17 protein-coding genes and 1 pseudogene are annotated in these 20,553 nt (G+C 75.0%); 7 read left to right on the top strand and 11 right to left on the bottom strand.

Annotated features, from left to right (window positions below):
• Positions 1-17 precede the first annotated feature (17 nt).
• Positions 18-1,163, top strand: a complete 1,146-nt coding sequence (locus IH25_RS0108790; RefSeq protein WP_030605690.1) for an NAD(P)/FAD-dependent oxidoreductase — start codon at positions 18-20, stop codon at positions 1,161-1,163.
• Between the two features lie 94 nt (positions 1,164-1,257).
• On the opposite strand, the gene IH25_RS0108785 is transcribed toward IH25_RS0108790, so the two are convergent.
• The 3 genes from IH25_RS0108785 to IH25_RS0108775 are packed head-to-tail and all read right to left on the bottom strand — an operon-like array spanning position 1,258 to position 4,473.
• Positions 1,258-2,481: a serine hydrolase domain-containing protein gene (locus IH25_RS0108785; RefSeq protein ID WP_030605687.1), complete on the bottom strand. Its 1,224-nt coding sequence runs from the start codon at positions 2,479-2,481 to the stop codon at positions 1,258-1,260.
• Positions 2,482-2,530: 49 nt separating this feature from the next.
• On the bottom strand, positions 2,531-3,895 hold the full coding sequence (locus IH25_RS0108780; RefSeq protein WP_030605685.1) for an MFS transporter: 1,365 nt from the start codon (positions 3,893-3,895) through the stop codon (positions 2,531-2,533).
• Positions 3,892-4,473 carry a TetR/AcrR family transcriptional regulator gene (locus IH25_RS0108775; protein WP_030605683.1) on the bottom strand — a complete coding sequence of 194 codons (582 nt, stop codon included), beginning with the start codon at positions 4,471-4,473 and terminating at the stop codon, positions 3,892-3,894. The genes IH25_RS0108780 and IH25_RS0108775 overlap by 4 nt, the downstream gene beginning before the upstream one ends.
• Before the next feature lie 89 nt (positions 4,474-4,562).
• Here IH25_RS0108775 and IH25_RS0108770 point away from each other — a divergent pair, with 89 nt between their 5' ends.
• A complete protein-coding gene (locus IH25_RS0108770) occupies positions 4,563-5,003 on the top strand; it encodes a PPOX class F420-dependent oxidoreductase (RefSeq protein WP_030605681.1) in 441 nt (146 codons plus the stop codon).
• A 125-nt stretch (positions 5,004-5,128) separates the two neighbouring features.
• Here the strand turns inward: IH25_RS0108770 and IH25_RS0108765 are convergent, their stop codons facing one another.
• Positions 5,129-6,007, bottom strand: a complete 879-nt coding sequence (locus IH25_RS0108765) for an NAD(P)-dependent oxidoreductase (RefSeq protein ID WP_030605680.1) — start codon at positions 6,005-6,007, stop codon at positions 5,129-5,131.
• Between the two features lie 117 nt (positions 6,008-6,124).
• Here IH25_RS0108765 and IH25_RS0108760 point away from each other — a divergent pair, with 117 nt between their 5' ends.
• The gene (locus IH25_RS0108760) at positions 6,125-6,715 is read left to right on the top strand and encodes a TetR/AcrR family transcriptional regulator (protein WP_030605677.1); all 591 of its coding nucleotides are present in this window, start codon (positions 6,125-6,127) and stop codon (positions 6,713-6,715) included.
• Between the two features lie 542 nt (positions 6,716-7,257).
• Here IH25_RS0108760 and IH25_RS0108755 read toward each other — a convergent pair.
• The 3 genes from IH25_RS0108755 to IH25_RS0108745 all read right to left on the bottom strand — a co-directional run bounded on the left by IH25_RS0108755 (position 7,258) and on the right by IH25_RS0108745 (position 11,250).
• Positions 7,258-8,385 (bottom strand): glycosyltransferase, encoded by a 1,128-nt coding sequence (locus IH25_RS0108755; RefSeq protein WP_030605675.1) that lies wholly within the window; start codon positions 8,383-8,385, stop codon positions 7,258-7,260.
• Positions 8,386-8,431: 46 nt separating this feature from the next.
• A complete protein-coding gene (locus IH25_RS0108750; RefSeq protein ID WP_030605672.1) occupies positions 8,432-9,712 on the bottom strand; it encodes a nucleotide sugar dehydrogenase in 1,281 nt (426 codons plus the stop codon).
• 83 nt (positions 9,713-9,795) lie between these two features.
• Positions 9,796-11,250 carry a glycosyltransferase family 4 protein gene (locus IH25_RS0108745; RefSeq protein ID WP_037654616.1) on the bottom strand — a complete coding sequence of 485 codons (1,455 nt, stop codon included), beginning with the start codon at positions 11,248-11,250 and terminating at the stop codon, positions 9,796-9,798.
• A 143-nt stretch (positions 11,251-11,393) separates the two neighbouring features.
• Between IH25_RS0108745 and wecB the strand changes: the two genes are divergently transcribed.
• From wecB to IH25_RS0108725, 4 genes are read left to right on the top strand one after another with little or no spacing between them, the layout of a single operon-like run.
• Positions 11,394-12,482, top strand: coding sequence for a non-hydrolyzing UDP-N-acetylglucosamine 2-epimerase (wecB, locus tag IH25_RS0108740; protein ID WP_030605667.1), 1,089 nt, complete (start codon positions 11,394-11,396; stop codon positions 12,480-12,482).
• Positions 12,475-13,140, top strand: coding sequence for a class I SAM-dependent methyltransferase (locus IH25_RS38530; protein WP_030605665.1), 666 nt, complete (start codon positions 12,475-12,477; stop codon positions 13,138-13,140). The genes wecB and IH25_RS38530 overlap by 8 nt, the downstream gene beginning before the upstream one ends.
• The gene (locus IH25_RS0108730) at positions 13,140-14,957 is read left to right on the top strand and encodes a hypothetical protein (RefSeq protein ID WP_030605663.1); all 1,818 of its coding nucleotides are present in this window, start codon (positions 13,140-13,142) and stop codon (positions 14,955-14,957) included. Before IH25_RS38530 ends, IH25_RS0108730 begins: the two co-directional genes overlap by 1 nt.
• Entirely contained in the window at positions 14,954-17,161 is a 2,208-nt protein-coding gene (locus IH25_RS0108725) for a glycosyltransferase (protein WP_030605660.1), read from the top strand. Before IH25_RS0108730 ends, IH25_RS0108725 begins: the two co-directional genes overlap by 4 nt.
• A 15-nt stretch (positions 17,162-17,176) precedes the next feature.
• Here IH25_RS0108725 and IH25_RS0108720 read toward each other — a convergent pair whose 3' ends face one another.
• From IH25_RS0108720 to IH25_RS0108705, 4 genes and pseudogenes are all read right to left on the bottom strand, one after another.
• On the bottom strand, positions 17,177-18,640 hold the full coding sequence (locus tag IH25_RS0108720; RefSeq protein ID WP_030605659.1) for a hypothetical protein: 1,464 nt from the start codon (positions 18,638-18,640) through the stop codon (positions 17,177-17,179).
• Positions 18,641-18,704: 64 nt separating this feature from the next.
• Positions 18,705-19,292: a histidine phosphatase family protein gene (locus IH25_RS0108715; protein WP_030605658.1), complete on the bottom strand. Its 588-nt coding sequence runs from the start codon at positions 19,290-19,292 to the stop codon at positions 18,705-18,707.
• A 6-nt stretch (positions 19,293-19,298) separates the two neighbouring features.
• Positions 19,299-20,177, bottom strand: a complete 879-nt coding sequence (gnd, locus tag IH25_RS0108710; protein ID WP_030605657.1) for a phosphogluconate dehydrogenase (NAD(+)-dependent, decarboxylating) — start codon at positions 20,175-20,177, stop codon at positions 19,299-19,301.
• A 2-nt stretch (positions 20,178-20,179) separates the two neighbouring features.
• A pseudogene (locus tag IH25_RS0108705) lies at positions 20,180-20,553 on the bottom strand (glucose-6-phosphate isomerase); the annotation flags it as partial.

Genomic DNA, 20,553 nt, shown 5'->3' with positions numbered 1-20,553 from the left:
GGAGGAGGGAGACAGCGATGGATCTGCGGGCCCGGGTGGTCGTCGTCGGCGGCGGGGTGATCGGCACGAGCATCGCCTGGCACCTCGCCCGCGCCGGAGTGCGCGACGTCGTCCTGGTGGAACGGGACGAACTCGCCGCCGGCTCCACCTCCAAGGCCGCCGGCGGGGTGCGCGCGCAGTTCTCCGACGAGCTGAACATCCGGCTCGGCGCGCGCAGCCTGGAGGCGTTCGGCCGCTTCGAGCGGGAGGTCGGGCAGGACATCGGGCTGCACCGGGTCGGCTATCTGTTCCTGCTCTCCACACCCGAGCAGGTGGCCTCCTTCGAGGCGGGCGTCCGGCTGCAGAACTCCCTCGGGGTGCCCAGCCGCCTGATCACCCCGGCGGAGGCCCGCCGCCTCTCCCCGCTGATCACCACCGACGGCCTGCTCGCCGCCGCGTACTCCCCGGACGACGGCCACTGCACCCCCGAGGCCGTCGTCCACGGCTACGCGCGCGCCGCCCGCGCCCTCGGCGTGCGCGTCCTGCGCCACACCGAGGTCACCGGCATCGACGTGCGCGGCGACACCGTCACCGGCGTCCGCACCACCCTCGGCCCGATCGCCACGGACGCCGTGGTCTGCGCGGCCGGTGCCTGGTCGCGGGCGGTCGGCGCGATGGCGGGCGTGGACCTCCCGGTACGGCCGCTGCGCCGGCAGATCGCCGTCACCGGGCCGCTGCCGGAGCCGCCGGCCACGCTCCCCATGACCATCGACTTCACCACCAGCCTCTACTTCCACCGCGAGGGCCCCGGCCTGCTGCTCGGCATGTCCGACCCGGACGAGCGGCCCGGGTTCGCCACCGGCACCCACGACCGCTGGCTCCCCCGGCTCACCGAGGCGCTGGCCCGGCGCGCGCCCGCCCTGCTGGACCTGCCCCACACCGGCGGCTGGGCGGGCCTGTACGAGAACACCCCCGACCACAACGCCCTGATCGGCGAGGCGCCGACGGTGTCCAGGTTCCTGTACGCCACCGGCTTCTCCGGACACGGCTTCCTCCAAGGGCCCGCCGTCGGCGAGGTGATCCGGGACCTCTACCTCGGGCGCGCGCCCTTCCTGGACGTCGGCCCCCTGAGCGCCGAGCGGTTCGCGGCCGACGCCCCGCGCCCGGAGGCCAACCTGGTATGACCCCGGGCCGGCGGCCGGCCACCGGCGCGTTCGGCCGGTTACCGCCTCGTGCGTCGGCGCGTTCGGCCGGTCACCGCCTCATGCGTCGGCGGGTTCAGCCGGTCACCGCCTCGTGCACCAGCCGGCGCAGCTCGGGGAAGATCTTCAGGTTCTTCGGGCGTACCTGGGTCAGGAACTGCACGGTCAGATCGTGGGCCGGGTCGACCCAGAACGCGGTGCCGGCCACGCCGGTCCAGCCGTAGGTGCCGAGGTGGGACGGGGCGAGGGTGCGGGCGGGGTCGGTGACGACGGAGACGTTGAAGCCGAACCCGAGCCCGTCCATGCCGGGTTCCCGGTGGACCGGGGCGCCGAAGGAGCGGAGGGTGGCGCCGCCGGGCAACTGGTTGCGGGTCATCAGGGCGAGCAGGTCCGCGTCCAGCAGCCGTACGCCGTCCAGTTCGCCGCCCCGGCGCAGCATCTCCATGAACCGGTGGTAGTCGTGGGCGCAGGAGACCAGGCCGCCGCTGCCGGACAGGAACAGCGGACGGCCGTGCACCGGCAGCCCGGGCACCGGTTCGATCCCGCCCTCGTCCGTCTCGCCGTACAGCTCGGCCAGCCGGCCGGCCTGCCCGGGGCCGAGGTGGAAGCCGGTGTCGGTCATGCCGAGCGGTCCCAGGATCCGTTCGGCGAAGAACGCGTCCAGTGGCTGCCCGGAGACTATTTCGATCACCCGGCCCAGCACATTGGAGGCGACCGAGTAGTTCCACTGCGTGCCCGGATCGGCTTGCAACGGCAGCCGGGCGTACAGCTCGACGGTCTCCGCGAGGTCCTTGCCCGGCGGCACCGAGTACTCCAGGCCCGCCGCGCGGTAGAGCGCGTCCACGGGGTGGCGGTGGTAGAAGCCGAAGGTCAGGCCCGCGGTGTGGGTGAGCAGCTGCCGGATCAGGATCGGGCCGGCGGCCGGGCGGGTGCGCACGTCGTCCCCCGAGCCGCCCGCGTACACCCGGGGCTCGGCGAAGGCGGGCAGATGGCGGTCCAGCGGGTCGTCCAGGGACAGCAGGCCGTCCTGGACCAGCAGCAGTACCGCCACCGCGGTCACCGGTTTGGTCATCGAGTAGATCCGCCACAGCGTGTCCGGCTCCACCGGCCGTCCGGCCGCCACGTCCCGCAGCCCGTACGTGGTCAGATGGGCGACGCGGCCACCACGGGCCACCGCCACCAGGAAGCCGGGCAGCCGCCCCTCGTCGACGTACCGGGCGAAGTGCCCGTCCAGCCGGCCGAGGGCGCCGGGGTCCAGTCCCGCCTCCACGGGGTCGACGTCCTGTCGCAGCCGTCCCATCGCTCTCCTCCGGTCGCGTCCGCCCGTCCCGACTCGTCCGTCCCGCCTCTCATCGTCGCTCAGGACGGCCGGCCGGGACAGGGGCGTGCGGGGCGGGGGTGCGCGACGCGGGCGTGCGCGACGCCGCACCGGCCGGTCCCGGCAGCAGGCGGGCCACGGGCACGGCGAGCGCGGCCACCGCCGCCAGGGTGAGCAGCGCGGCCTGGGTCCCCGCGCCGAGCAGCGCGGCCGCCGCCGCCACGCCCACGGCGGGGCCGACGTTCAGCGCGGTCTGCTGCACCCCGCCCGCCACCCCGGCCGTCCGCACCTCCGCCCCGCGTACGAGCACCTGTGTGGCCGCCACCATCACCGTGCCGAAACCGGCGCCGAGCAGCGCGAAGGCGAGGCCCAGCCCGGCCGGGGCGGTGGTCCCCGACAGCAGCAGGACCCCCAGCGCGAGGGCCGCCGCGGCCCCCGTCGTCACCCCCCGCGCGCCCCACCGGCGCAGCAGCGCGGGGCACAGCGCCGCCGACAGCACCATCAGCACCGCCAGCGGAAGGCTGCGCAGCGCGCTGTGGAACGCGTCCAGGCCGAGCCGGCGCTGGAGCACGTACGTGGCGACGAACAGGGTGCCGAACAGGGACGCGGAGACGGCCAGCAGGATGCCGAGCGCGGCCCCGGCCGTCCGCGCGCCGATCAGCTCCGGCGGCAGCAGCGGGCTCGCCGCGCGCCGCTCGTGCCGGACCAGCAGGACGGCCGTCAGCGCGGACGCGGCCAGCCCCGCGCCGGAGACCGGCCGGGCCGTGACCGCGTACACCAGACAGGCCAGGGTCACCGCGAGCAGCGCGGCCCCGGGCAGGTCCAGCGGGGACCGGGCGGGCGTTGTCCGGTGGTCCCGGCGGGCCAGGGCGGGCAGGCCGAAGGCGAGCGCGGGCACCACGTTGACCAGGAACACCGCCCGCCAGCCCAGCCCGGTCACCAGCGCCCCGCCCACCAATGGCCCCGCGGCCGCCGCCAGCCCGATCGCGGCCGTCCGCACCGCAAGCGGTGACGCCAGCCGGTCCGGCGGGTACGCGGCCCGCAGCATGCCCAGCGTGGCCGGCTGCGCCAGCGCCCCGAACACCCCTTGCACCGCCCGCAGTACGATCACCCAGCCCACCCCCGGGGCCACGGCGATGCCCGCCGAGGCGGCCCCGAAGCCGAGCATGCCGAGCCCGAACACGCGCCACTGCCCGTACCGGTCGCCGAGCCGCCCCGCGAACACCAGCAGGCCGGCCACCGCGACGAGATAGGCGGTGCTGGTCCACTGCACCTCGGTGAACGAGGCGCCCAAGTCCCGTTGCAGACTGGGCTGGGCGACCGTGAGGGCCGTCCCGTCCAGCGCGACGATCACCGCGCCCGCGACACTGCTCGCCAGCGTCCAGGGCCGGTTCACCGGCCGCCGCCGGGACCCAGGTGCGCGACCAGGACCGTCTCCAGCAGGGTTGCCAAGTCGGCCTCGCCGGTGGCGAGTTGCAAACTCCGCCAGCGCCACAGCTGGGCCAGCCCGTGCAGGTTCGCCCACAGGGCGCCCGCCACGCGCGGGGCGTCGGCGCCCGGGTCGGCCGCGCCGACGAGACCGGTGAGCAGCGAGAACAGCGGCAGACTCGTCTCCCGCAGCCCCAGCCTGCCGCTCTCCAGCAGATCGTGACGGAACATCAGCTCGTACATGCCGGGACGCTCCAGCGCGAACTCCAGGTACGCCCCGGCCAGCGCGGCCACCTGGGCGCGGGCCCCGCCGGTCTCCCGGTCCAGCGCCTGCCGCGTCCGCTCGGCCAGGTCGGTGAAGCCCCGCCGGGCGATGGCGGACAGCAGCTCCAGATGGGTGGGGAAGTAGCGGCGCGGCGCGCCGTGCGAGACGCCGGCACGCCGGGCGATCTCCCGCAGGGTCAGCGCCTGGAGGCCCTCGGCGGCCAGCAGTTCCACGCCGGCGTCCACGAGGCGGTCGCGCAGGCTGGTGTCGGAGTCGGTCATAGACACTGTCTACCAGGCGCCCGTAGACAGTGTCTACGTGTTCTGCGCTGCCGGGAATGCGCGGGGCGCCCGGGCCGGTTGACCGGGGTATGACTCAGGACCCCACGCAAGAGGCGCTGCTCGGCCTGCTCTCCGAAGGCCACGGCGGCGTACTGGTGACCCTCCGGCGCGACGGCCGCCCCCAGCTGTCCAACGTCAGCCACGCCTACTACCCCGACGAGCGGATCGTCCGGATCTCGGTCACCGACGACCGGGCCAAGACCCGCAACCTGCGTCGCGACCCGCGCGCGTCGTACCACGTCACCAGCGCCGACCGCTGGGCGTACACCGTCGCCGAGGGCACCGCCGAGCTGACCCCGGTCGCCGCGGACCCGGGCGACGACACCGTGGCGGAACTGGAACGGCTCTACCGGGACGTGCTCGGCGAACACCCGGACTGGGACGACTTCCGGGCCGCCATGGTCCGCGACCGCCGCCTGGTGCTGCGGCTGCACGTCGAACGCGCGTACGGCATCCCGCGCAAGAGCTGACGCGGGCGGGCGGGGGGCGGGGCGTTCGGCGGTCCGGCTACGGCGTCCCGGCGGTCGGGTTACGGGGGCTCGGCGGTCTGGCTACGGCGTCTCGGCGGTCTGGCTACGGGGTCGCGGCCGTCCGGCTACGGCGTCTCGGCCGTCCGTGCCTCGATCGCCCGCAGTACGGCCACCATGTCCTCCCCGCCGTGGCCCCGGGCCACCGTCTCCCGGAACAGGGCGTGACACACGTCCAGGAGCGGTGAGGCGAGGTGGGCGGCACGGGCCGCGTCGGCGATCAGCCGGTTGTTCTTCAGCACGTCCAGCGCCGCCGCCTGCACCGCGAAGTCCCGCTCGCGCAGCTTGGGCGCCTTCATCCGGGACACCGCGCTGGCCATCGGGCCGGCGTCCAGGACCTCCAGGAACAGCCGGCGGTCCAGGCCCTGCCGCTCGGCGAAGTGGAACGCCTCGGCCAGCCCGGTCACCTGGGTGATCAGGAAGAGGTTCACCGACAGCTTCATCAGCAGCGCGCCCGGCACCGCGCCGCACCCGAACGTCTCCCGGCACATCGGCGCGAGCAGCGGCCGTACGGCGGCCACGGCGTCCTCCTCGCCGGCCAGCATCGCGACCAACTGCCCCTGTTGCGCCGGCACCCGTGACCCCGAGACCGGCGCCTCGGCGTACCGGCCGCCCGCCGCGCGGATGTCCGCCTCCAGCGCCCGGGAGTACTCCGGGGCGGTCGTACCCATGTGCACGACGGTCCGGCCCGCGACGCGCGCGGCCAGCTCCGGTGTGCCCCGGCCGAGGACCGCGTCCACCGCGGCCTCGTCGGCGAGCATCAGCAGCACCACCCCGGCCCGCGCGAACACCTCGGCGGCGTCCGCCGCGACCTCGGCACCGGCCGCGCGCAGCGGCTCCGCCCGGTCCGGGGTCCGGTTCCAGACCACCAGCGGGGTGCCGGCGTGCGCCAGGCGCAGGGCCATGGGCCGGCCCATCACCCCGAGACCGATGAATCCGACGTTCATGACCGGCCGCCCTTCGCGCCGCGCCGCTTATGACACTGGTCATAGTAGCGCCGGTTATGACGGCGGTCATAGGCTGAGGGTGGAGGAAGCCGAGGGGGGAGGAGACGGAGGCGACGCATGACCGAGGCGCGGCCCGGACCGCGGGAGCGGATGGTCTTCAGCGCGGCCCAGCTCATCCGGCGGCACGGGGTCGCCGCGACCGGCATGCGCGAGGTCGCCGCCCACGCAGACGCCCCGCGCGGCTCCCTCCAGCACTACTTCCCGGGAGGGAAGGAACAGTTGGTCAACGAGGCGGTCCAGTGGGCCGGGAGGTACGCGGGCAAGCGGATCGCCCGATTCCTCGCGGGGCTGGACGAGCCGACGCCGAGCGGGCTGTTCGCGGCGATGGCCGCGCAGTGGAGCGACGAGTACGCGGCGGACGGCTTCGCGGCGGGCTGTCCGGTCGCCGCCGCCACGGTGGACTGCGCCACCTCGGCCGAGGCGACCCGCCGGGCGGCCGCCGCCGCGTTCACGGCCTGGCGCGCGCCGCTCGCCGCGGCCCTGACCGACCTGGGTGTGCCCGCCGGCCGCGCCGAGTCGCTGGCCACCCTCATGATCAGCACCCTGGAGGGCGCGATCCTGCTGGCCCGCGCCGAACAGGACACCGGCCCCCTCACCACCGCCGTACGAGAACTCGGCCCCCTGCTCGACGCCGCCGCACGCCCCTGACCGGGTCCGCCGCCGCACACCCTCGGCCGGGACGGGCCCGCTGTACGGGGCCGCGCCCCCTGACCGGGCCGCTCGGCGGCCCGCTGTTGGGACATCGCCGGCACGCTCCTGGCCGGGCTCGCTGTTCAGAGTTGTGCCCCCGGCCGGTTTTGCTGCTCGGCGGGCCGTACCGGCCCGCTGTTGGGACATCGCCGGCACGCTCCTGGCCGGGCTCGCTGTTCAGAGTTGTGCCCCCGGCCGGTTTTGCTGCTCGGCGGGCCGTACGCCCTTCATCCGGCCCGCTGTTGGGACTTTCCCGCACCGCCCCGACCAGGTTCACCGCTCGACGCGCGGTCGTACGCCCCTCATCCGGCCCGCTGTCGGGGCATCGCCGCTCACCCCTGCCCGGGCCCGCTGAGCAGAGCTGAGCCCCCGAAAAGGCCCGCTGCTCGGCGCACAGTCGTAGACCCCCCGCCCCCGCCCCGCGGTCGTATGCCCCTGGCCGGACATGCCGCCCGTCCCACCGCCCGGCCTGCCGCCGCCATCCCCTCCCGGCCTCGCGGTCAGGTGCCGCCCGCCCCGGCGGTCTCCTCCTTCACCCACAGTTCCAGCAGGTCCACGAAGTCGGCCGCCCGGTGTCGCCAGTTCAGTTCGGACACGGCGGCCTGCCGGCCCTGCCGGGCGGCGCGCAGGCGCAGGCCGGTGTCGTCGGCCAGTCGCCGTATCGCGGTCGCCGCCGCCGGCGGGTCCCCGTAGGGCACCACCAGCCCGCAGCCGTGCCGCTCGACCAGCTCCGCCGCCAGCGGGGTCGGGGTGGTGACCACGGGTACGCCGTGGGCCATGTACTCCACGACCTTGGTGGGCCGGGAGTGCCGGTAGTTGGGCTGGTCGTGCAGCAGGGAGAGGCCGGCCAGGGCGCCGGACAGCCGGGCCAGCGCCCGGTCGTTGGGCAGGAAGCCGTACCAGCGCAGCACCCCCTCCCGGTCGGCCGCCGCGAGCGCGTCGCGCACCTCGGGATCCGCCGTGCCGATCGCCTCGACCCGCACGGCCGGGCCCAGCAGCCGCGCCAGGTCGATCAGGTCGAGCGCGCCGCGCGCCCGGGACAGCTGGCCCAGGTAGACCACCCGGTCGTCGCCCGGCGGCGGGGGCGGGCCGGGCGGCGGGGTGGCGAGGTTGGGGACGACCGGGTGGCGGCGCCGGAACCGGTCCTGGTAGGCGTCCTCGGCGAGCAGCAGCCGCAGCCGGCGCTCGGCCAGCCGCTCGGCCGCCCGCACCGCGGCGCGCAGCGGGGGACGCAGCGGCCGGGGCACCCAGCCCTTCATCGCCAGGGCCGCCGCCGTGTCCTCGTGCACGTCCCACACGGTGACCGGCACCGCCCCGGCCCGGCGCAGCCGGCGCAGGGTGCCGGGCAGCGCGAGCAGCAGCTCCGGGTCGTGCAGCAGGATCACGTCCGCCGCCGGGCCGCGTTCGGCCAGCAGCACCCGGGCCGCGCGCAGCGCCGCGCGCCGGTCCCGGCCGGCCGCCCGGGGCAGGTCCACCCCCTCGACGTACGGCCGGGGCAGCGCGCCGCGGGCCGCGAACGGCGCCGCGTACACCACCTCGTGGCCGCGCTCGCGCAGCGCGGCGATCTGCCGGTGCAGTATGCGCGCGTCCTCGGGATGGTGGACGACGGTGACGACGAGTATCCGCATGGCAGTGCCTTCCGACTCCCCGAGAACGCATGGAGGTGGCGAGGGCCTACAGCACTTCGACGCCGGGCTTGTTGATCCGCCCGCGGGTGTCGAACAGCAGCCGCGCGGTGTCCGCGAGGGCCGGCAGGTCGTAGGCGGAGTGGTCCTGGAGCAGGATCGTCAGGTCGTACGCGCGCAGCGCGGCCGTCAGATCGCCGACGCGGGGCACCTCCGCCCCGTCCACCGACCACCCCGGCACCTGCGGGTCGTGGAAGGCGACGGCGGCCTGCCGTTCCCGCAGCAGCCGGGCCACCGGCTCCGCCGGGGTCTCGCGCAGGTCGGCGACGTCCGGCTTGTAGGTGACACCGAGCAGCAGCACCCGGGAGCCGTGCAGCGGACGGCCGGCGGAGTTGAGCAGGTCCTGGGCGCGGCGCACCACGTACTCCGGCATCCGCCGGTTGATCTCCTGGGCCAGCCCGACGAACCGGAAGTCGTACCCCAGCGACGAACGCACCTTGTACGACAGGTAGTTGGGGTCGATCGGAATGCAGTGCCCGCCCACCCCGGGGCTCGGCCGGAAGGCCTGGAAGCCGAAGGGCTTGGTGCCCGCGCAGCGGATCGCGTCCCACACGTCCACGCGCAACTCACGGCTGATGATGGCCAGTTCGTTGACCAGCGCGATGTTCACGTGCCGGTAGGTGTTCTCCAGCAGCTTGGCCATCTCGGCCTCGCGGGTGCCCTTCGCCTGGACCACCATGTTGACGAACTTGGCGTAGAAGGCGACCGCGCGCACCGCGCACGCCGGGGTGCAGCCGCCGACCACCTTCGGGGTGTCGCGCAGCCCGTGCTGGGTGTTGCCGGGGTCGATCCGTTCGGGCGAGAAGGCGAGCGCGAAGTCCTCGCCGGCCCGCAGCCCGGACTCCTCCAGCAGCGGCCGTACGACCTCCTCGGTGGTGCCCGGGTAGGTGGTCGACTCCAGCACCACCAGCTGTCCGGGGCGCAGCCGGCCGGCCACCGCGCGGGTCGCCGAGACGACCGCGCCCAGATCGGGCCCGCCGTCCTCGCCGAGCGGGGTCGGCACGCAGATCACCACCGTCTGCGCGCCCGCCAGACAGGCGTCGTCGCGGGTGGCGGTGAAGCCGGCCGCGCGCATCCGGCGCACCTCGTCGTCGGAGACGTCACCGACGTGCGAGCGGCCGGAGTTGAGCCCGGCGACGACCCGTGGGTCACGGTCCAGGCCCACCACCCGCAGGCCGACCGAGGCCGCCTCACGGGCCAGCGGCAGTCCGACGTAGCCGAGTCCGATGACGGCGAGTTCGACCTGTCCGTACGGCGGCGGCGCTTCCATGTCCCCGAGCGAGGGGGTCCGTTCGACCTGCATAGGGATTCACCCGGCCTTCGCGGCTGCACTGGTGGGGGGTTCGCGGGGCCTCAGAAGCAGCCCAGCGAGCGATACGCCTCGCGGGTCGTCGCGGCGACCCGGTCCCAGGTGCGTTCCCGCGCGACCCTCGCGCGGGCGGCGGCTCCCCATTCGAGCCGTCGCTTATGACTGTAAAGCACCCTTTCGAGTTCATCCGCCCAAGCCTGTGGCGATTCAGCGGGAATCAGCCGTCCGTTCACCTCGTGTTCGACCAGTTCCCGCAGCGCGGGAAGATCGCTGGCGAGCACGGGAAGCCCGCCCGCCATCGCCTCGACCGGCTTGAGCGGAGTCACCAGACGGCACACCCGGGCATCCGTGCGCGGCACCGCGAACACGTCCAACGCCGCGTGGAATTCCCGGACTTGTGCGTGCGGCACCCGGCCGGTGAACACGGCGGTGCCGTCCTCGGCCAGGCCGAGGCGGGCGGCCAGCCGCTCCAGCCGCGCCCGCTCCGGGCCGTCCCCGACGATCAGCAGCCGCAGCGGCATCCCGCGCCGCCGCAGCAGTACACCCGCATGGAGCAATGTGCCGATCCCCTCGTGCGGGGTGAGGCTGCCGACCGTGCCCACCACGAACGCGTCCGGGGCGATCCCGAGGCGGGCCCGCACCGCGGCCCCGTCCGGCGGCGGCCCGAGGAACGCCCCGTCCACGGCGTTCGGCACGATCAGCACCCGCTCCTCGGGCACCCCGCGCGCCACGATCTCGGCCTTCATCGCGGCGCCCAGCGTCAGCACCAGGTCGGCCCGGCGCATGCAGTCCGTCTCCAGCGCCCGCCGCCCCCGGTAGACCGGGTCCGCGGGCGTACGCGCCGGGTCCTGGCTCAGCCAGGTCTCCTCCAGGAAGCCCCGCACCTCGTAGACCACCGGCAGGCCGTAGACCTCGCGCAGGGCCAGGGCCACCCGCCCGTTGCCGTGGTCGGTGGCCGCGTGCAGCACGGCCGGCCGCAGCCGCTCCACCAGCCGCCCCGCCAGCTCGGCGTTACGGGCCAGCGCCGGGCCCTGCCCGTACGGCAGCCACCAGGGCAGCAGCCGGTGCTGCGGCACCCCGCCCACCAGCTGGACCGCACCGGCGTCCAGCACCCCCCGCGCCACCGGGAACCCGATCCGCGTCACCACATGCGGATCGAGCCCGGCGGCCCGCTGCGCCTCGGCGAGCTTCTGGGTGCGCACGGTGTAGCCGGCGTGGGCGTACGGCAGCGAGTTGGTCACCAGGTGCAGCACCCGGCCGGGCACCGGCCGCACCGGCCGCCCGGCGGGCGCGCTCACCCGAACGGCGGACGGCAGCGCGCCCGGTCCGGCCGGCCGGGCCCGGCCGCCCAGCCACCGCTCCACCGGCCGCACCCGGCGCCGCAGCCGCGCCGGCAGCAGCCGCAGCCCCAGCAGCGCGGCCCGCGCGGGGTCCTGGCGCAACTCGCCCCAGGCCACGGATGCGGCCAGACTGACAGCGCGGGGGACACGACGGGACATGCCGCCACGGTAGGCCGACGCGGCGCGCGGCGCCTCGGACGCGCCCGCGTACCGGCGCCGGCCAGGGCACGACGCTCCCCTCGTCTCCCCGTGTGCTGCCTTTTGTTCGACCGCCCGCGGAAGGCGAGGACATGAACGGCGTCATGAACGGCCCAGTACTCCATGTGGTCGGCACCCGACCCAACTTCGTGAAGGCGGCCCCGGTCGTCGCCGCGCTCGAGTCGGCCGGCTGCGACCAGACCCTGGTGCACACCGGACAGCACTACGACGCCCGGATGTCGGAGGTGTTCTTCCGCCAACTGGGACTGCCCCGGCCGGACACCGACCTCGGCGTGGGCTCCGGCAGCCACGCCGGGCAGACCGCCGACCTGCTGGTGGCCCTGGAGGCCGAGCTGACCGCCCGCGCCCCGGCCCTCGTCGTGGTCTACGGCGACGTCAACTCCACGCTGGCCGCCGCCCTGGCCGCCGCCAAGCTGGGCCTGCCCGTCGCCCATGTCGAGGCCGGGCTGCGCAGCTTCGACATGGCGATGCCGGAGGAGGTCAACCGGCGCCTGGTCGACCAGCTCGCCGGGCTGCTGTTCGCCACCAGCCCGGAGGCCGTCGGTCACCTCGCCCGGGAGGGCGCCGACCCGGCCCGGGTGCACTTCGTCGGCAACCCGATGATCGACACCCTGCTCACCCACCTGGACCTGTTCGACCCGGCCGCCGCCCGCACCGCGCACCATCTGCCCGAGCGCTACGGCGTGGTCACCCTGCACCGCCCCGCCAACGTCGACGACCCCGCCGCCGCCCGTGCCGCCGCCCGCGCGCTCACCGAGGCGGCCCGCCACCTGGACCTCGCCGTCCCGCTGCACCCGCGCGGCCGGGAGGCGCTGCGCGCGGCCGGTCTGGACGGCGCACCCGGCGTGCACCTCCTCGAACCCCTCGGCTACGTCGAGTTCATGAGCCTGGTGCGCGGCGCCGCCGCCGTGATCACCGACTCCGGCGGGGTGCAGGAGGAGACCACCGTGCTCGGCGTGCCCTGTCTGACGCTGCGCACCACCACCGAACGCCCCGTCACCGTCACCCACGGCACCAACCGCCTGATCGGCCCCGACGAGCTGGTCCCCGCCCTGGGCAAGACACTCGACGGCACCCCGGCCGCGCCCGCGGAGGGACCACCGCTGTGGGACGGCAAGGCCGGCCCCCGGATAGCCCGCCTGATCACCCAGTGGCTGGAGCACCATGACTGACGCCGCCCTCGACCACGACACCCCCCTCCACCACGACACCCCCCTCGACTACTGGGACGCCCGCCACCGCGAGCAGGACGAACTGGCCGCCGGCGGCCACCCGGACCTCGACCGGGCCGGCAACGAACTGTTCTACGCCCTCCGGCTCGGCACCCTGCTCACCCTGATCGGCGACCTGCATTCGCCGGCCGCCCCGCTGTTCGTGCTCGACGCGGGCTGCGGCAACGGCTACTTCGCCCGCGCCCTGGACCGCTGCGGCCACCGCGTGGACGCCATCGACGCCGGCGAGGAGGCGATCGAACGGGCCCGCGCCGCCGGCGACGGCCCCCGCTACACCCGGGCCCGGCTCGACCAGTGGCGCAGCCCGTGGCCGTACGACGTCGTGCTCTGCGTCGACGTGCTGTTCCACTTGCCGGACGACACCGAGTGGGCGGCGGCCCTGCGCAACCTGGCCTCCCTGACGCGCCTCACCGGCCGGCTGATCGTCACCGACGCGGACACGCCCGTACCCCGCGCCCGCGACGGCCGGATCCGGCACCGGCCCACGGACGGCTACCGCGCCGCCCTCGAACCCCTCGGCCTGCGGCACACCGAGTTCCGGCCCTACGGCTTCCGCGAAACCGTAACCGGCTTCCACGTCTTCACGAGGATCCGCTGATGCGCCTGACCGATCTGCTCCACCCGCACCTGGACGGCGTCACCACGGTCGTCGACGCCACCGGCCCCGGCCTGCGCCTCGCCCCCTTCCTCCACCTCCCAGACGGCGTCACCCTGCGCCGCGACGACGGACGACGCGCCCCGCGCGAGGGCGACCTGGTGCTCCTGTCGTACGGGCCCGACCCCGCCGTGCACGGCACCGAGGACGCCCTGCTCGCCGTACTGCGCCGCCTGCGGCCCGGCGCCCGCGGCCTGCTGCTGTTCGGCCACCCCGGACCCGAACCCCCCTACCACCGGCTGCTGGACGACCTGGTGACCCAGCGCTGCCAGGTGCTGCGCGCCGCCCCGCTCGACTACGTCCACCTGCACGCGGGCGCGGTGTTCACCCGGCTGACCACCGACGAACTCCTGCCCCCGCACGACTGGTTCGGCCGCCCGGTGCCCTCCGACGGCTTCGCCACCACCCTGCGCACGGCCGACGAGTACGTCCTCGCCGACCTCGCCGCCCGTACCCTGCGCGCCCGCCACCAGGACCTGGAACGCCGGGCCGAGGAGGCCGAACGCGCCCGGGACGCCGTCCGCGAGGACGGGCTCGCCGACCGGCTGGCCGCCACCGTACGGGAGAAGGAGCAGCTCGCCTCCGCCCTGCGCCAGGCCCGCGACCGGGTCCAGGTGCTCCAGGCCCGGGTGCACATGCTGGAGGGCTCCACCTCCCTGAAGGTGGGCCGGGCCCTGGTGTCGGCGGCCCGCGCGCCCCGGCGCGAGATGCCCGGACTGCCCCGCGAGCTGTACGGACTGTGGCGCACCCGCTCCGCGCGCAAGGCCGCGCCCGCCCCCCGGCCCGCCGCCGCCCGCACCGCGCAGGCAGCCGCCGACGACCGCCTTCACCTCCTGCACCGGGCGTTCGCCGCCACCCCCCGCGACCGGCTGGTGATCACCGGCGTGCTCACCGACGAGACCGCCGAGGACTTCGCGGCGGACGCCGTGGTGAACCGGCCGCTCCCGCACGACGGCCCCCTGCTCGTGCGGCGCACCGACCCCGACGCGGTCGTGGTCCAGCTCAGCGCCTGCACCGGACACGGCCCCTGGGCGCTCACCGGCACCGGCGCCGCCCCCGACCTCGACCGGCGGCTGGCCCGGCTCCTCACCGAGGCCCGCGCGCTGGGCCGGCCGGCCGTGCTGTGGCGGGACGCCCCGGCGTCCGCCGCGCCCGGCCTCGCCCAGCTGGCCTGGGACGCCGTGCTGGACGCCGACACCGGGGTACGGCTGTCCCGGCTGGATCCGGGCGCGGACGCCCGGGAGCGGCTGCGGGAGGCGTTCCAGTGGGACAGCACCCGGGTCCGGCTGGCCGAGCTGGCACGGCTGGTCGGCGCGCCCGACCCGCTGACCGAACGCCGGGTCGCCGTGCTCGCCGCCCCCCGCGACCGGCACGAGGCGGCCCGGCTCGTCGCCCAGGTGCTGGGCCAGCAGCACCGCCCCGCCGAGGTCGTCGTGCCCGACGCGGCCGGCCTGGACGAACTCGACGCCGCGGGCGTCGCGGTGCGCACCGGGCCGCCCACCGCGGCCTGGGTCGCCGACTGGAGCGACCTCACCGAGGACCGCCCCGACACCCTGCTGCTGGACCTGATGTGCGCCCAGGAGTACTCGGGCGCCGACGCGCTGGGCCACGCGGCGGGCGCCGCCGACTACACCTTCGTCCCCGAGCTGCGCCGGCCGCTGCTGGTCCGCCGGTCCCTGCACCTTGCGGGCACCCCGCCCACCGGTTGGTGCGGCCGGGGCCACCGACTGTTCGCCGTGCGCGGGAAGGAACCGTCATGAGCCGAGTGATCCGGGCCCTGGTCTACGGCGACGTGGACCTCAACCTCATCGACGGCTCCGCCGTCTGGGCCCAGTCGACCGTGCAGGCGCTGTCCCTGGCCGGGTGCGAGACCCGGCTGGTGCTCAAGTCGCCGGTGCACACCGGCCGGCTGACCGATCCGCTGGCCGGGCTGCCCGGGGTGAGCGTGATCCGGCCCGCCGAGGAGCGGCTCGTCCCCGGGCAGGCCGGCCGGCCACTGTCCCCGGTGCAGGCGTCGCGGCTGCTGACCAGGCTCGACGCGGACGAGTCCTGCGATCTGATCGTGCTGCGCGGACGCCGCATCGTCGGCCAGGTCGTCGCCGACGGCCACTTCGACGGCCGGATCTGGGCCTACCTCACCGACATCCCGCAGTCCGCCGCCGCGATGACCGAGCGGGCCCGCACCGAACTCGGCCGGATCGCCGCCGCCTCCCGGCTGCTGCTGTGCCAGACCGAGGATCTGCGCTGCTTCCTGGAGACCTGGGTGCCCCAGGCCTGTGGCCGCAGCGTGCTCTGCCCGCCCGCCGTGCCCGAGCCCGGCTTCCCGCTGCCGGACCACGACCGGACCCACGATCCGCTGCGGCTCGTCTACACCGGCAAGTTCGCCCCGCTGTGGAACACCCTGCCCATGACCCGGCTGCCCGCCCTGCTGGCCGAGCGGGGCATCCGGGCCGAACTCCACACCGTCGGCGACAAGATCCACGAGGACCCCGGTCAGCCGGAGTTCCACCAGGCCATGCACCGGGCCCTGCACGGCTTCGCCCCCGGCGTCCGGCACCACGGCGGCCGGCCCCGCGAGGAGGCCATGCGCATCGCCGCCGGCTGCGACCTCGGCCTCGGCTGGCGCGACCCCCGGCTCGACGCCAGCCTCGAACTGTCCACGAAGGTACTGGAGTTCGGCACCCTCGGTCTGCCCGTCGTGCTCAACCGCACGCCCGCGCACGAGGCGCTGCTGGGCCCCGACTACCCCCTCTACGTCCCCGGCCGGGCCGAGACCGAGGACGCCGCCGAGGCCGTGGCCCGTGCCGCCCGCGACCCCGAGGCCCGCCGGCTCGCCGCCGACCGCTGCCGTGCCGCCGCGAGCCGGTACACCCTGACGGCCGCCGCCGGACGCTGGCGCGCCCACCTCGACCGCGTCTTCCCGCCCGCGCCCGCCGCCGTCGCCCACCGCTCCCGCCCGCTGCGGATCGGCGTCGCCGGCCACGACCTGAAGTTTCTCACCCGGCTGCTGGACCACTTCCGCGCCCTGCCCGGACTCGACGTCCGCGTGGACGCCTGGCCCGCGCTCGCCCGGCACGACCAGGCCGCGAGCCGCGACCTCGCCGACTGGGCCGACGTGGTCGTGGTCGAGTGGTGCGGCCCGGCGGCCGTCTGGTACAGCCGCCACAAACGGCGCGGCAGCCGGCTGGTGATCCGCCTGCACCGCTTCGAACTCGACGCCGAATGGCCGCACCAGGTCGACATCGACGCCGTCGACCGAGTCGTCTGCGTCAGCCCCTACTACGCCCGCCGCACCCTGGAACACACCGGCTGGCCCGCGGACAAGGTCGTCACCGTGCCCAACTGGGTGGACGCCGACCAGCTCGACCGCCCCAAGGCACCCGGCGCCCGGTTCCGGCTCGGCATGATCGGCATCGCGCCCAGCCGCAAACGCCTCGACCTCGGCCTGGACGTCCTGGAACTGCTGCGCGCCGAGGACCGCCGCTGGCGGCTGTCGGTCAAGTCCAAGCCGCCGTGGGAGTACTGGTGGATCTGGAACAAGCCCGAGGAACGCGCGCACTACGAGGCGATCCTGCGCCGCGTCCAGACCTCCCCGCTGCTCGAAGGGGCCGTCGTCTTCGACGACTTCGGCGCCGACGTGCCCACCTGGCTGCGCCGCGTCGGGCATGTGCTGTCCACCAGCGACGACGAGTCCTTCCACCTCGCCCCGGCCGAGGGCATGGCCTCCGGCGCCGTGCCCGCGCTGCTGCCGTGGCCCGGCGCCGACGAGATCTACGACCGGCGGTGGATCCACGCCGGCCCCCGGGCGATGGCCGAGGCGATCGCCGGGCTCGGCGCCGACGGGGAGACCTGGCGGGAGGCCGGCGAGACGGCCCGCTCCCAGGTGCGCCGCACCTACGCGCTGGACCGGGTGGCGGCGGCCTGGACGGACCTGCTGGTCACCGGCCGGGTCACGGACGGCTGACCGCGCGGACGAGCCTCACTGGCGGCTGACCGTGCGGGTGACACCGGCGATCACGGTCGTCGCCAGGATCCATCCGGTGAGCACCAGGACGTAGGCCAGCACCTGGTACCCGCCGCGCGGCGCGAACGCGGAGTCCTGACCGAAGGAGATCACCGGCAGCAGCAGGTCGAGCGTGTAGAACACCGGGTGGAACGGCGGCGCCTCGCCCGCCTTCAGCGGACGCGGAGGGTGCAGCGCGAAGGCGAGCGAGCCGAGCGCGAGCAGCGACAGCAGCCAGCCGGCGGCCCGCAGCGGACGGAAGCCGTAGCCCACGGTGATGTCCTGGACCAGGCCCCACAGCCGCCCGTACCAGGGCAGCGTGTGCCGGTGCCGGCGCTGCTTGGCGAGCTGCACCAGCCGGGCCGCGTGATCGTCGCCGACTCGGCGGTAGGCGGCCGTCAACTGCTCGTAGGCGTGCGGGACATACCCGTCGCGCTCGCGCCGGAGCATCGGCAGCCGCCGCTCGGCCGGCTCGTGCGGCACGAGCGAGGTGTACGTCAGGTCGCCGAGCAGCACCGTCCGCGGCACCGATGCCGGTTCCAGCAGCAGGACGTCGAGCTGGGCGCGGCGCAGATTGAGGGCGCCCTCCATGGGCGGGGCCTTGCGCAGCCACAGCTCGCCGATGGTGGAGCTGCCGGCCCGCAGCGCCGTACCGCCCGGGTGCGCGAGCCGGGTGTACGACAGGTCGAGCCGCCCCGCGATCCGGGCGCCGCGCAGGCCCGTCCAGCCGCGCACCTCAGCCTCCCGGACCAGCATGTCCCCTTCGACGGTGAGCGTCTCCGCGTCGAGCGCGGCGTGCCCGGGGTTGCCGAGCCGGGCCTCGTTGAGGTTCAACGACCCGGCGACGCTCGCGCCGTTGAGGCGGATCTGCCCCCGCGTGCGCAGCCCCGGCGCCCACAGGTCGGCGCCGAGCACCGCCTGGTTGAGCTGGAGCACCGGCTCCTCGGCGCCGGGCGCGGCCACCTCGGCGCCCTCCAGGTACAGACTGCCGGTGATCCGGGCGCCGCCGAGGCGGAGCGTGCCGTGGCACCGGGCGCGGGTCAGCCGCACCACCCCGTCCACGTGCACGGCGTGGGCGACCAGGCCCGGCAGCACGGACTCGCTGAGGTTCAGCTCACGCAGCCGGGCGGCGTAGCAGCGCGGAGCCTCCTCGAAGTGGCAGTGGCGCAGCCGCACCGGGTGGTCGATCGTCGCGTACTGCAGATCGAGCCGCCCGGTGATCCGGGCGCCCGCCACGCTCAGCGACGGTATCTCCCCGTCCTCGCGCGCCCCGTCGAGCAGCAGCGCCCGCAACACCCCGGCCCGTACGGTCCGTTCGGGCCCCCACCCGGCCGCGTCGGCGGGATCCTCGTCGGCCGCCTCCCGGAAGTCCACGAACTCCCCGCGCGGAAACGCCCGCCACACGCGCTCCTCGGCCGCCGTCAGATTGTCGATCTCCACCAGCCGGACTCTGACTCGGGAGCGAACCGGCTGTCAATCTCCGCCTCCGACGGCGGCCGGCACGCTACGGCCGGACGTTCCACTCCGCGATCACCGGGTGGCCGTGTTCCGTGGACAGGCGGCTGACCGTGGCCGTGGCCAGCCGGAACAGCCGGCCGTCGGCGGGCGGCAGGCCCAGGCGGCGGGCGGTGAGGACGCGCAGGAAGTGGGCATGGGCGACCAGGACCACGTCCCCCTCGGCCAACGCCGGCGCCACGCGGGCCAGGACCCGGTCGGCGCGGGCGCCGATCCCGTCCGGGGACTCGCCCGGATGACCTTCGGGGCCGGGCGGGACGCCGTCGGTCCACAGATCCCAGTCCGGGCGGGTGCGGTGGATCTCGGCGGTGGTGATGCCCTCGTAGCCGCCGTAGTCCCACTCGCGCAGGTCGGGATCGGGCTCGATGCCGGGTATGCCGGCCAGTTCGGCGGTGCGCAGCGCGCGGCCCAGCGGGCTGGACAGCGCGCGGGCGTAGGTCCGGCCGGTGAGCAGCGGGGCGAGGGACTTGGCCTGTTCCTCGCCCTGTCCGGTCAGCGGCAGGTCGGTCCAGCTGGTGTGCTGTCCCGACCTGCTCCACTCCGTCTCACCGTGGCGGACCAGCAGGAGGTCCCCCACGGCGGGTCAGCCCTTCTTCTCGACCGCGTGGCCGCCGAACTGGTTGCGCAGCGCGGCGATCATCTTCATCTGCGGGGAGTCGTCCTGGCGCGAGGCGAACCGCGCGAAGAGGGACGCGGTGATCGCGGGCAGCGGCACGGCGTTGTCGATGGCCGCCTCCACCGTCCAGCGTCCCTCACCGGAGTCCTCCGCGTAGCCGCGCAGGCCCTGAAGGTGCTCGTCCTCGTCCAGGGCGTTGACCGCGAGGTCCAGCAGCCAGGAGCGGATGACCGTGCCCTCCTGCCAGGAACGGAACACCTCGCGGACGTTCTCCACGGAATGCACCTTCTCCAGCAGCTCCCAGCCCTCGGCGTAGGCCTGCATCATGGCGTACTCGATGCCGTTGTGGACCATCTTGGAGAAGTGCCCGGCGCCGACCCGGCCCGCGTGCACATAACCGTACGGGCCCTCCGGCTTGAGCGCGTCGAAGATCGGCCGCAGCCGGTCCACGTACTCCTTCTCGCCGCCGACCATGAGGGCGTAGCCGTTCTTCAGGCCCCACACACCGCCGGAGACACCGGCGTCGACGAAGCCGATGCCCTTGATGCCGAGCGCGGCGGCGTGCTTCTCGTCGTCCGTCCAGCGGGAGTTGCCGCCGTCGATGACGGTGTCGCCGGGGGAGAGCAGGTCGCCGAGTTCGTCGATGACGGTCTGGGTGGCGGTGCCCGCCGGGACCATCACCCACACATGGCGGGGCGCGTCGAGCTTCTCGACCAGTTCGGCGAGGCTCTTGACGTCGGAGACCTCGGGGTTGCGGTCGTAGCCGATGACGGTGTGGCCGGCGCGGCGGATCCGCTCGCGCATGTTGCCGCCCATCTTGCCGAGGCCGATGAGACCGAGCTGCATGATCAGTTCTCCGATGCGTTCTTGAGGGTGCGGCCCCACTGGTCGAAGGAGTCGATGTTCCACACCGCGCCCTGGACGAACACCTTGTGCTCGTAGAGCGCGATCAGCTGGCCGAGCACGGACGGGGTCAGCTCGGTGGCCAGGATGGTGGTGGTGGGGATCAGCTTGGTGCCCTGGTGGATCAACTGGTAGTAGGCGTGCTGCCCGTTGGTGCCGGGCGTGCCCCAGACCACCGGCCCGGTCTGCCAGTCCACCGGCTTGCCGTCGCGCTGCACGGACTTGCCGTTGGACTCCATGTCCAGCTGCTGGAGGTAGGCGGTGAACTTGGACAGGTAGTGCGAGTACGGCAGCACCGCGTGCGACTGGGCGTCGTGGA

Source organism: Streptomyces achromogenes subsp. achromogenes (assembly GCF_000720835.1).
Classification (GTDB): domain Bacteria; phylum Actinomycetota; class Actinomycetes; order Streptomycetales; family Streptomycetaceae; genus Streptomyces; species Streptomyces achromogenes.
Note: the sequence above shows the minus strand (reverse complement) of the source record. Positions and strands in the feature narration are given on the sequence as shown.